Origin of the sequence: Paraburkholderia sp. RL17-373-BIF-A (assembly GCF_046030175.1) — a bacterium.
GTDB lineage: Bacteria > Pseudomonadota > Gammaproteobacteria > Burkholderiales > Burkholderiaceae > Paraburkholderia.
On sequence record NZ_JARESO010000007.1, the window covers coordinates 108279 to 119940 of the forward strand.

12 protein-coding genes are annotated in these 11662 nt (G+C 62.1%); 7 read left to right on the forward strand and 5 right to left on the reverse strand.

What is annotated here, in order from left to right:
- Positions 1-11: 11 nt before the first annotated feature.
- The gene (locus tag P0D80_RS10950; protein ID WP_408283982.1) at positions 12-1544 is read right to left on the reverse strand and encodes an acyl CoA:acetate/3-ketoacid CoA transferase; all 1533 of its coding nucleotides are present in this window, start codon (positions 1542-1544) and stop codon (positions 12-14) included.
- A 213-nt stretch (positions 1545-1757) separates the two neighbouring features.
- On the opposite strand from P0D80_RS10950, the gene P0D80_RS10955 reads away from it, so the two are divergent.
- From P0D80_RS10955 to P0D80_RS10980, 6 genes are read left to right on the forward strand one after another with little or no spacing between them, the layout of a single operon-like run.
- Positions 1758-2903: an acyl-CoA dehydrogenase family protein gene (locus tag P0D80_RS10955; protein ID WP_408283637.1), complete on the forward strand. Its 1146-nt coding sequence runs from the start codon at positions 1758-1760 to the stop codon at positions 2901-2903.
- A complete protein-coding gene (locus tag P0D80_RS10960; protein WP_408283639.1) occupies positions 2900-3679 on the forward strand; it encodes a 3-ketoacyl-ACP reductase in 780 nt (259 codons plus the stop codon). Before P0D80_RS10955 ends, P0D80_RS10960 begins: the two co-directional genes overlap by 4 nt.
- Before the next feature lie 7 nt (positions 3680-3686).
- The gene (locus P0D80_RS10965) at positions 3687-4856 is read left to right on the forward strand and encodes a dihydrodipicolinate synthase family protein (protein WP_408283641.1); all 1170 of its coding nucleotides are present in this window, start codon (positions 3687-3689) and stop codon (positions 4854-4856) included.
- A gap of 2 nt (positions 4857-4858) precedes the next feature.
- Positions 4859-5278, forward strand: a complete 420-nt coding sequence (locus P0D80_RS10970) for a Dabb family protein (protein WP_408283643.1) — start codon at positions 4859-4861, stop codon at positions 5276-5278.
- On the forward strand, positions 5193-6044 hold the full coding sequence (locus P0D80_RS10975; protein WP_408283645.1) for a sugar phosphate isomerase/epimerase family protein: 852 nt from the start codon (positions 5193-5195) through the stop codon (positions 6042-6044). The genes P0D80_RS10970 and P0D80_RS10975 overlap by 86 nt, the downstream gene beginning before the upstream one ends.
- A gap of 40 nt (positions 6045-6084) precedes the next feature.
- Positions 6085-7053: a Gfo/Idh/MocA family protein gene (locus P0D80_RS10980; protein ID WP_408180303.1), complete on the forward strand. Its 969-nt coding sequence runs from the start codon at positions 6085-6087 to the stop codon at positions 7051-7053.
- A gap of 68 nt (positions 7054-7121) precedes the next feature.
- On the opposite strand, the gene P0D80_RS10985 is transcribed toward P0D80_RS10980, so the two are convergent.
- The gene (locus tag P0D80_RS10985; protein ID WP_494478261.1) at positions 7122-7418 is read right to left on the reverse strand and encodes a hypothetical protein; all 297 of its coding nucleotides are present in this window, start codon (positions 7416-7418) and stop codon (positions 7122-7124) included.
- A gap of 122 nt (positions 7419-7540) precedes the next feature.
- Between P0D80_RS10985 and P0D80_RS10990 the strand changes: the two genes are divergently transcribed.
- A complete protein-coding gene (locus tag P0D80_RS10990; protein WP_408283648.1) occupies positions 7541-8122 on the forward strand; it encodes a LysR family substrate-binding domain-containing protein in 582 nt (193 codons plus the stop codon).
- A gap of 72 nt (positions 8123-8194) precedes the next feature.
- On the opposite strand, the gene P0D80_RS10995 is transcribed toward P0D80_RS10990, so the two are convergent.
- The 3 genes from P0D80_RS10995 to P0D80_RS11005 form a co-directional block, all read right to left on the reverse strand.
- On the reverse strand, positions 8195-9493 hold the full coding sequence (locus tag P0D80_RS10995; RefSeq protein ID WP_408283651.1) for an L-fuconate dehydratase: 1299 nt from the start codon (positions 9491-9493) through the stop codon (positions 8195-8197).
- Between the two features lie 111 nt (positions 9494-9604).
- On the reverse strand, positions 9605-10543 hold the full coding sequence (locus P0D80_RS11000) for an ABC transporter substrate-binding protein (RefSeq protein ID WP_408180300.1): 939 nt from the start codon (positions 10541-10543) through the stop codon (positions 9605-9607).
- 85 nt (positions 10544-10628) lie between these two features.
- On the reverse strand, positions 10629-11654 hold the full coding sequence (locus tag P0D80_RS11005; protein WP_132378608.1) for an ABC transporter permease: 1026 nt from the start codon (positions 11652-11654) through the stop codon (positions 10629-10631).
- Positions 11655-11662: the final 8 nt, after the last annotated feature.

Consider the following 11662-nt stretch of genomic DNA (forward strand, 5'->3'; position numbering starts at 1 on the left):
CGCGAGCGGCGTCAGGCCACTCTGGCATGTGCTTCACGCGCTTCATTTTTTCTTCGCGCCCACAGTGTCTCGTCGAGGAGCGGACGGAACGCCATACGCGCCAACACATCACGCTCGACATCGACACCTTCCGCCACTTCGATCAAACGCACGCCATTCTCTTCGAGACGGAACACGGCGCGCTCCGTCACGTACAACACTTCCTGCTTCGCGATACGCGCCTGCTCGCCGCTGAACGTAATGTGCTGCACGCGTTCGACGAGCTTCGGCACACTGCCCGGCGCCACGATCTTCACGCCCGCGCCGGCCTGTTCGACCTGCAACCCCTTCGCTTCGAAACTGCCGCAAAACACGATCTTTCGCGCGCCCTGAGTGATGTCGATGAAACCACCCGGCCCCACCACCGTCGCACCAAGCTTCGACACGTTGATGTTGCCTTCGCCATCCATTTCGCCCATGCCGAGGAACGTGATGTCCACGCCGCCGCCGCTATAAAAATCGAACTGGTCGACGCTCGAGAGGATCGCCTCCGCGTTGCGGGCGGTGCCGAACATCGGCCCGTCGAGCATCGCGCCGTTGTGAATGCCCTGCTCGACCGAACCCCAGAACGTGCCGAGCCGGCCGTGTTGCGCGAGCACGCCGGGAATGCCGCCCGGAATGCCGAAACCGAAATTCGCTGACTGTCCCTCATGCAATTCCTGCGCGGCGCGCGCGGCGATGATGTAGCGGATGCCCGTGGGAATTTCGTAGAAACCGCCGTCGATCGGGCTCAGTGATTCGCCGCTCAGCGCCGGGTCGTAATCGGCGACCACGCATTGCACCTGCTCCCGCGTCTCGACGAGCGTATCGACGAGAATCCCCGGAATGCGCACGAGCCGCGCCGGCACATAGCCCTGCGTGGTGCGCTCCTTGACCTGCACGATCACGCGGCCACCGCTGTTATGAGCGGCAAGCGCTGCGGCGTATGTGTCGAGATCGGCGGGCTCGCGGCGCAGCGTGACGTTGCCGCACGCATCGGCTGACGAACCGCGCACGATCGCGAAGTCCACCTTGAACGGCTTGTAGCGCAGGTATTCGCGCCCATCCAGTTCGATCAGTTCGACCAGGTCTTCACTGGCGCGCGCGTTAATCTTGCCGCCATCGATACGCGGATCGACAAACGTACGCAAGCCGACATGCGTGACCAGCCCCGGCCGCCCCGCGCCGATTTCGCGCAGCAGCGTGGAAATCGCGCCGGCGGGAAAGCTATAGGCCTCGAACGCGTTGTCTTGTGCCATCTGCTGCATGGCCGGCGACCAGCTCCAATGTCCGCCGATCACGCGCCGCACCATGCCGGCGTGTGCAAACCGTGAGAGCCCGCTGCTCTTGCCGTCGCCGATACCGAGCGCGTGAACCACCGTCAGGTCACGCGGATGTCCCGTCTGAAGAAAGCGCTGTTCGAGCGCCGCGAGCACGGCGTCCGGCTCGAGCAGACCGCCGCCGGAACCGGCCAGCGCAATGGTCGCACCGTCGAAAATTTGCCCGGCCGCCTCGGCGGCATCCATCCACTTATCCAAACCATCCTCCACTCAGATCGGCCTCAAACCTCGTTGACAGCAGCGATTCGTTGGTCTTAAATAACGAACCAGTTGGTTACTTGTTGCCAATGTTGGCACAGGGAATCACGTAATTCAAGTAGCGATGCGCGAGGCTCGGGTTTACCTGAACGAGCCCGATCAGACGCAAAAACAGGTACCGATCATTACGATGGAGACAGCATGAAACTCTCAGACACGCATCAACAGATTCGCGAAACCACGCGCCGTTTCGCGCAGGAAGTGATTCGTCCGATCACGGAAGAACTGGATCGCGACGAGCGCTTTCCCGCCGAGATCTACGCGCAGATGGGCGAACTGGGCCTGTTCGGCATTACTGTTCCGGAGGCGTTCGGCGGTGCCGGGCTCGATGTCACGGCGTATGCGCTGGTGATGGAGGAACTGTCGCGCGGTTACGCGTCCGTGGCGGATCAGTGCGGCCTGCTCGAACTGGTCGGCACCCTGCTTTCGGTGCACGGCACCGACGCGCAGCGCGCGAAATACATGGAGCCGTTGCTGCGCGCGAAGCTGCGTCCCGCGTATTGCATCACCGAAGCGGACGCCGGCACCGACGTGTCGGGCATCCGCACGACAGCGGTCCGCACGTCCGAAGGCTGGGAGCTCAGCGGCGCGAAACTGTGGATTCACAACGCGCCGGTCGCGGACGTCGCGTTCGTGCTCGCGCGCACCGACCCTGCCGCGGGCCGGCGCGGCATGAGTATTTTCATCGTGGACTGCGCGCTCGCCGGTGTGTCGAAAGGCGCGAAGGAACACAAGATGGGCCAGCGCGCGTCGCAAGTCGGCGAACTGCATTTCGATCGCGTGAAGCTGCCGCAAGACGCGCTGCTCGGCCAGGAAGGCCGCGGCTTTCACATCATGATGAGCGTGCTCGACAAGGGCCGCGTGGGCATTGCGGCACTGGCGGTCGGCATCGCGCAGGCGGGCCTCGAAGCGGCGCTCGACTACGCTCAGACGCGCAAGCAGTTCGGCAGCCACATCGCCGAATTCCAGGGCATTCAGTGGATGCTGGCCGACATGGCGACCGACATTCACGCCGCGCGGCTGCTCGTGCACGATGCGGCGGAACGGCTCGAAGCGGGCGAACGCGCGAGCATTGCGTGTTCGATGGCGAAGTGTTTCGCGGGCGATACCGCCGTCAAGCACAGCGCGAACGCCGTGCAGATTTTCGGCGGCAGCGGCTACATTCGCGGCTATGAAGTCGAGCGTCTGTATCGCGACGCGAAGATCACACAGATCTACGAAGGCACCAACCAGATTCAACGCACCATCGTCGCGCGCGATCTGATCGCCAATGGAGCCACGTTATGAGTGCGCGTCCCATTGCTCTTGTCACAGGCAGCCGGCGTGGCATCGGCCGGGCGATCGCCGTCGAACTCGGGCGCGCTGGTTTCGATGTGGCGTTGACCGATGCGGTGGCGTCGCAAGAGCTCGACGGCGCCGTGCGCGAGGTTGAACAAACCGGCGCGCGTGCGATCGCGGTCATCTCCGATCTCGCCGACATCGACTCGCATCCCGCCACGTTAAACGAGATCGAAGCAGCGCTCGACGGCCAGATCGATTGCCTCGTGAACAACGCGGGCGTCTCGGTGATGTCGCGCGGCGATCTGCTCGACGTGACGCCGGAAAGTTTCGACCGCTGTATCGCCGTGAATACGCGGGGCACGTTCTTTCTCACGCAGGCCTTCGCGAAACACTGCCTCGCGCGCTCCGGCGGCGCCGTAGCGCCACATCCTTCCGTGGTCACGATCACGTCGTCGAACGCGATCGCGGCGTCACCGTTGCGCGGCGAATATTGCGTATCCAAAGCCGGACTTTCAATGGCGAACACGTTGTTTTCGCTGCGCCTCGCCGAACACGGCATCAGCGTGTACGAAGTGCAGCCCGGCCTGATCGAAACCGAAATGACGGCGCCATCCCGCGCGCGCTACGACACGCAGATCGAGCAAGGGCTCACCGCGATCAAACGTTGGGGCACGCCGCAGGAAGTGGCGACCACCGTGCGCACGCTTGCAACGGGCGGCCTTCCCTATAGCGTCGGGCAGGCGATCCGTATCGACGGCGGCCTGCTCGTCACCAAATATTGAGTTGCATATGAACCTGACAATGAAACTTCCGACCGCGTCCGGCACGATGGAAACGTATCGCGTGGAAGGTGTGCCGCTCGAAGTACGGCCGCCCGAACGCGAATTCAACCGCATCGCGTATTCCGCCGCCCACGTGGTGGCCGATCCGCTGCGCGCGGGCGAACTGAACGCCGCGCCCGCCATCGACTGGGATCGCACGATCGCTTACCGGCGCTATCTGTTGCAGCAAGGGCTCGGCATCGCGGAAGCGATGGACACCGCGCAACGCGGCATGGGCTTGCCGTGGAGCACGGCGCTCGAACTGATCACGCGCAGCATCGAAGGCACGCGCGACATTGCGGGCGCGGCGATCGCGTCGGGTTGCGGCACGGACCATATCGCGCCCGCTTCGGTCACGAACTGCGATCAGGTGATCCGCGCGTATGCGGAGCAACTTGAGGCGGTGCAGCGCGTGGGCGGCCGGGTGATCCTGATGGCGAGCCGCGCGCTCGCGCGGGTCGCGCGTACGCCGGACGATTATCGGCGCGTGTATCGCGAAGTGCTCGCCATGTGCGATCAACCGGTGATCCTGCACTGGCTCGGTGATATGTTCGACCTCGAACTCGCGGGCTACTGGGGCGCAAATGAATTTGCCGGCGCAGCGCAGGTGTGTCTCGACATCATCGGGACGAGTGCTTCAAAAGTCGACGGCATCAAGATCTCGCTGCTCGATGAGCAGAAGGAAATCGCATTCCGTCAGCGCCTGCCGCACGGCGTAAAAATGTACACCGGCGACGACTTCAACTATCCCGCGCTGATCGCCGGCGACGGCACACATTTTTCGCACGCGTTGCTAGGCATCTTCGACGCGATTGCGCCGGCCGCGTCGCAGGCGCTATCCGCTCTCGCCGCCAACGATCACGCCAGCTTCAACGCGCTGCTCGCGCCGACCGTGCCGCTCTCGCGCCACATCTTTCGCGCGCCGACGCAGTACTACAAGACGGGCGTGGTGTTCCTCGCGTACCTGAACGGCTTCCAGGATCACTTCTTCATGCCCGGCGGCCACCACGGCATGCGTCCGCCCGCCTATCTCGCCGACGTCTTCCGTCTCGCCGATCAGGCCCGCTTGCTGCGCGATCCCGCGGATGCCGTTGCGCGCATTCGCCGCGTCATGGCGCCCCTCGGCTGCGGAGACTGACGATGAGCCGCCCAACCGGTGCTGTGCGGCACATGGTGTTCTGCCGGTTTCGCGCCGACGTCACGCCGGCGCGGCGGCTCGCGTTCTTCGAGCAGATCCGGCGGCTCACCGAAGTGCCCGGCATTGCCTTCACGAACTTTCAGTGCGGACCCAATGTGTCGCCGGAAGGCTACGGCATGAACTTCGCCGACGGCTTCATGATGGACTTCGAGAGCCGCGCGGCCTGCTTTGCGTATCTCGCACACCCGACGCATCAGGCGATCGGCGCGCGTCTGCTCGAAGCACTCGATGGCGGCGCGCAAGGCCTGCTCGTGTTCGATATCGATCTGGAAACTTATGAGAAACCTGCAAGGAAGACTCGATCTGTGCTCCATCAATACCGCCACGCTGGGCCATCGGGAGCCGCTCGGTCGCACGATTGACCGCATCGCCCGAGCTGGTTTCGGCGGGATTGCGCCGTGGCGTCGCGAAGTCGACGAGGCCGACGTCGTGCAGATCGCGAGACAGATCAAGGCGCTCGATCTCACGGTAACGGGCTATTGCCGCTCGACTTACTTGCCGGCGACGACATCGGCGGAATTCGCGGCGAACGTCGAAGCCAACCGCGCTGCGTTGCGTGACGCGGCCACCCTCGGCGCGCGTTGTTTCGTGATGGTGGTCGGTGGACTGCCCGAAGGCGGCCGGGATCTGACGGGCGCGCGAAACCAGGTTACGGAGGGCATTGCGATGCTGCTGGAAACCGCTCGCGATTGCGGTGTGCCGCTTGCGCTCGAACCGCTGCATCCGGTGTACGCAGCTGACCGTGCCGTGCTCAACACCATCGCGCAGGCATTGGAAATTTGCGAGCGCGTGGATAATGATCGCAGCGGAATGATCGGCGTCGCCGTGGATGTCTATCACTGCTGGTGGGACCCCGCGCTGACGGCGTCAATCGAGGCAGCGGGCCGCGCCGAGCGACTTCTTGCGTATCACGTGTGTGACTGGCTGCGCGAAACGCGCGACGTGTTGCTCGATCGAGGCATGATGGGCGATGGCGTGATCGACCTGCCCGCCGTTCGGCAAACCATTGAACGAGCCGGCTACGATGGGCTGATCGAAGTCGAAATTTTTTCCGCGCAAGACTGGTGGCGGCGTGATCCGGAAGAAGTTCTGGCAATCTGTGCCGAACGTCTGCAGAGCGTCTGCTGACAGCGCAACGCGGAACCGCATCAACAATAAAGGAAAGACAATGACAGACAGAGTCCGTTGGGGCGTATTAGGCGCCGCAAAGATCGCGAACAACTTCGTGGTGCCGGCCCTGCAACGATCGCGCAATGGCCGGGTGACTACGGTAGCCAGCCGCGATCACGCCCGCGCGCAGGCTTTCGCGACGAAGCATGATATCGCGCATGTATCGTCCAGCTATGAGGAAGTGATCGCGAGCCCGGACGTGGATGCGATCTATATTCCGCTGCCGACGGCAAGCCACTTCGAATGGTGCAAGAAGGCAATGCTCGGCGGCAAGCACGTGTTGTGCGAGAAGCCGATTGCCATGAGTGCGGCCGAGGTGCAGGAACTGATCGCGTTGCGCGATCAAACGGGTCTTGTATGCGCCGAAGCGTTCATGGTGGCGCATCATCCGCAGTGGACCTTTGTGCGCGATAGTCTTGCACAAGGCTTGATCGGCGAGCTCAAGCTGGTTGAAGGCTCATTTACCTACTTCAATGACGACCCCGACGCGCTCAAGAACAACCTCGCACTCGGCGGCGGCGGCGTGCGAGACATCGGCGTATATCCGGTCGTCACTACGCGTCTTGCCACCGGCCTGGAACCCGATCGCGTCCAGAGCGAGGTCGTGTTGGACCCGCGTTTCGGCACCGACCGGTTCGCCCGCTGCGTCGCGGATTTTCCGGGGTTCACGCTGAGCTTCTATTGCGGCACACAAATGGCGCGCCGCCAGCACATGATCTTTCATGGCACCAAAGGATGGCTGAGCGTCGATGCGCCGTTCAATCCGGGAAGCTATGGCCCTGCGCAAGTCCGCCATCGTTCAAATGAAACAGGCAATGAACACTTGCAGAAATTCAGCGATGTAGACCAGTATCAGGCGATGGTAGAGGACTTCTCGGACACGGTCATCGGCCGCAAAACCGGACTCGCATTTTCTCTCGAGAGTTCGCTTGCCAATCAGCGCGTCATCGATCAGATACTTCGCTGACGATTAGAACGTCAGGCGGCCAGATCGTCGGATGAACCGCCAATCACGCCGCCACATTAAACGAAACCCTAGAACAAGGTGCGAATGCCGACGCGCACCGCCGTCGACGATTGGCCGGTACTCACATACTCGCCGTTTGCAAACACCGGCGCCACGCCACCGCCGAGAAACACAGGCGCCGCGCCGCCTGATGCACGCAGATACGTTGCACTCGTGTAGACGTCGGTACGCTTGGACAACGCATAGTCGAGCAGCGCCGTCACGTTCTGCCACTTCTGCCCTTCGAGTTTGCTATACCAGTAGCCGCCCATCAGCGTGGTGGCGGGCGTTAGCTGGAATACTTCGTTGGCCTCGTAAGTGGTCATAGAGCCGCTGTCGTCGCGAACGCGGAAATGCACATCGGTGAACAGGAGACGAGTAAGGCTACGGCCGAAGCGGTAACTGCCGCCAATGCCGAAGCTGCTGACGCTATACGAACGCGTCTTCGTTGTCGCCGCTTTTCCCGCGTCTGATTCACGCTTACCGCACGCAGCGGCCGAAGGTGAATATCTCGTTGCTCGAGCTGTCCTCGTCGTTGCAGATCGAGGCGATCGAACAGCGTGAGCTGGATGTCGGTTTGCTGCGGTTGCCGGACAACACGCCGCGGACCGAACTCGTTTTCACGCCGTTGATGGAAGAGCCGTTGCTTGTTGCCATGCATGCCGGGCACCGCCTGGCGAAGGCCACGTCGATCAAGATCAAGGATTTGCGCGGCGAGCCGTTTATTGCGTATCCGCGCGCCGCGGGTGTGGCCGTGTCGCAGCAGATACTTGCGCTGTGCGCGAAACGCGGCTTTGAACCGCAGGTGGTGCAAGAAGCGCAGCAGGCTTCGACGTTGATCGGCCTGACGGCGACAGTGCTTGGCATTGCGTTGGTGCCGGCTACGTTGCAAACCATCGCGGTGCCCGGCGTCGTGTTCAGAACGCTCGATGAGACCGACACCACGACTACGTTATATATCGCGCACCGTTACGGCGATGCGAACGCGCGAGCCATGCAATTTGCGGAGCTTGCGCTGGGGTTGCGGTAAGACGTCGAACCAAGAGAATCAGCGCTGCACAATTCAGCGCAACGCTTTCGCAGACTCAAGTCGGGCCACACCTCACCCCTTCCACGCTGCCCCCTCAGGAAAGTCATACTCATCAAGCGACGCCGCATGCATCTCGATGCTGTAACCCGGACGCTGCGGCGGCATATAACGGCCATTGCGGATCACAACCGGATCGACGAAATGCTCATGCAAATGATCCACGTATTCGAGCACCCGGTTTTCAAGTGACGCCGACACGCAGATATAGTCGAACAGCGAAATGTGCTGGACGTACTCGCACAATCCGACACCGCCCGCATGCGGGCACACCGGCACGCCGAATTTCGCCGCCATCAGCAGGACGATGATCACTTCGTTCAGCCCACCCAGGCGGCAGCTATCGACCTGACAGAAGTCGATGGCCCGCGCCTGCAGCAACTGCTTGAACATCACCCGGTTATGACAGTGCTCGCCCGTCGCGACGCCGATCGGCCGAATCCGCTCGCGGATGGCCGCGTGACCGAGAATGTCGTCGGGACTCGTGGGCTCCTCGATCCACCACGGATCGAATTGCGCCAGGCGCCGCATGTTGGCGACCGCTTCGTCGACATCCCACACCTGGTTCGCGTCCATCATCAGCTTCAGATCCTCGCCGATTTCTTCGCGCAGGATGCGAGCACGGCGCATATCCTCTTCGAGATTCCCGCCCACCTTCTGCTTGAAGTGCGTCCAACCCTGCGCGACGCCTTCACGCGCGAGCCGGCGGATCTTGTCGTCGTCGTAGCCGAGCCACCCCGCCGATGTCGTGTAGGCGGGATAGCCCTGCGCGAGCATTTCCTTTTCCCGTTCGCCGCGCGTCTTCGCGTGACGATGCAGCATGGCGATGACCTCCTCCGGCGTGATCGCATCCGTCACGTAGCGGAAATCGAGGCAACGCACGAGTTCTTCGGGGCTCATGTCGACGAGCAGCTTCCACACGGGCTTGCCTTCCGCTTTGGCCCACAGATCCCAGGCCGCGTTGACGACAGCCGCCGTCGCCAGATGAATCGCGCCTTTGTCCGGGCCGATCCAGCGCAACTGGCTGTCCGACGTCAGCGCGCGCCAGAAAGCGCCCATGTTCGCGGCGATATCCTCGAGCCGTTTGCCGACGATCAGTGGAGCAAGCGCCTGTACCGCAGTCACGCAAATCTCGTTGCCGCGTCCGATCGTGAAGGTAAGACCGTGGCCGGCGAGCGCGTCGGGCGAATCGGTTTCGAGCGTGACGTAGGCAGCGGAATAATCCGGCGCGGCGTTCATTGCATCGGAGCCGTCCAATGAGCGCGAGGTGGGAAACCGAATGTCACGGACGGACAGCTTGGTGATCGTGGGCATCTGAACACTCTCCTCTGCGGCAGCCATCGACTTCGGTCCAAAAGCCAACAGGGCCGTGGCATCGAACGACGCCGCGACCCATCCCCTCTCACCGCGTTCAGGCGGCGACGATCAATCGTAGAGCACGGCTGCGATCTTCGGATCGGTCATATTGGTCTTGTCGTACCAGTAGAAGCCCGTGTCGACTTTCTTGGGCAGCTTCTCGCCCTTGAGCGCCTTCACCGCGGAGTCGACCACGCACTTGCCGATGCCGACCGGGTTCTGCGTAATGGCGCCGGCCATCAAACCCGAATTGATGTCGTCCTTCTGCTCCTTGCCGGAGTCGAAGCCGATCAGCACCAGTTTTTTGCCGGATTCCTTGACTCCGATCGCGGCACCTGCGGCCGAGCCCTCATTCGCCCCGAAAATGCCCTTGAGATTGGGGGTGGCCTGGATCATCGTCTTGGCAATTTCCGCCGACTTCAAATGGTCGCCGCCGCCATATTGGACTGAAACGATCTTGATGTTCGGGTGCTTCGATTTCATTTCATTCAGGAAGCCATCGCGGCGATCGACGCCGGTGCGGCTCGTCTGATCGTGCACGATCACGCCGACTTCGCCGGCATTGCCGATCGCCTCGGCCATCTTGTCGGCGGCGAGGGCAGCCGCGGCGAGGTTATCCGTTGCACACGTCGTCAGTGGTATATCGCTGTCCACGCCGGAGTCGAAAGCGATCACGGGTATCTTGCCGGCCTGCGCGCGCTTTAACAGCGGAATGGCCGCCTTGCTATCGAGTGCGGCGATGCCGAGCGCCTGCGGCTTCTTGGCGAGCGCGGCCGAGAGCATGTCGATCTGCTTGTCGACCATGGCCTCGGTTTCCGGCCCCTCGAAGGTGATCCTGACGTTGTGCTCCTTGGCCGACTGTTCCGCGCCGGCTTTGACGGCCTGCCAGAACTGATGCTGGAAGCCCTTCGAAATGAGCGGGATGTAGGTGTCCGCATATGTCACGCTCGTCCCGCCAATGAGAGCGCCAACGCCTACCACGACACCGATTAGTTTTCTTTTCAACATGGTGTTTCTCCTCCTAAGATGGGCTATCAACTTCAGCCGTTGGGGAGCTTATGGCGCTCCATTCCTTATCCTGCCCTGCGTCGCGTCAGCTTTTCTTGCGCCGCAAAATATCGCCGTAGACCGCGAGAATGATGATGAGACCGGTCACCACGATCTGCCATTCCTGCGCGACGGACATGATGCGCAGACCGTTGGTCAGCACGCTCATGATGAACGCTCCGATGATCGTGCCGAGAATCGTGCCCGCGCCGCCGCTAAGAGAAGTGCCGCCGATGACCACGGCCGCGATCGCTTCGAGTTCGTAGCCTTGGCCTAGCGCCGGCTGGGCCGAATTCAGGCGCGAGGCGATGAGCAGTCCGGCGACCCCGCAAATTGCTCCGCTCAGACCGTAAATAGCGATCTTCCACCGATCGACATTCACACCGGACAGGCGCACCGCCTCTTCGTTGCTGCCGAGCGCAAACGTGTAGCGCCCAAGCGCCGTGCGATTGAGCGTGATCGAACTCACCACCGCCAGGAAAAACAGAATCAGGACCGCGTTCGGAACCGGCAAGCTCGGCAACAGGTCACCGATCAGCGAATCCTGCGAGATCATGTAGAAGTTTTCGGTGTCGGTGAAATAGATCGGCTTGTCGGCCGAGACGACCAGCGAAAGCCCTTTCAGCAGCATCATCATGCCGAGCGTGGCAATGAACGGCGGTATTTTCATTTTCGCCGTGAGGGTGCCCGAAACGGTCCCGCAGATCGCGCCCGTGCCAATCGCGGCAAGGACGCCGGTCCACATCGGCAAATGCCAGTAGGTCAGAAACACGCCGCAAATCACTGCGGTAAAAGTCATCAACGTGCCGACGGACAAATCGATGCCTCCGGTAATGATGACGAACGTGCAGGCGATCGCCAGCACGCCGTTGACCGCCGTCGCCTGCAGAATCCCGAGCATGTTGTCCATCTGCATGAAAGCGGGAGACGCGAAGCTGAAAAACACCAACAGCAGGATCAGGCTCCCGAAGGCGAGCAGCTTTTGCAAAGCGGTCGGCGTGAAGACGCGGGCTCTAAGGCTCGAGGACCTCTTTTTATTGCCCAGCGCCGACGTGTCCGATTGCAATGTCATAAGAGACC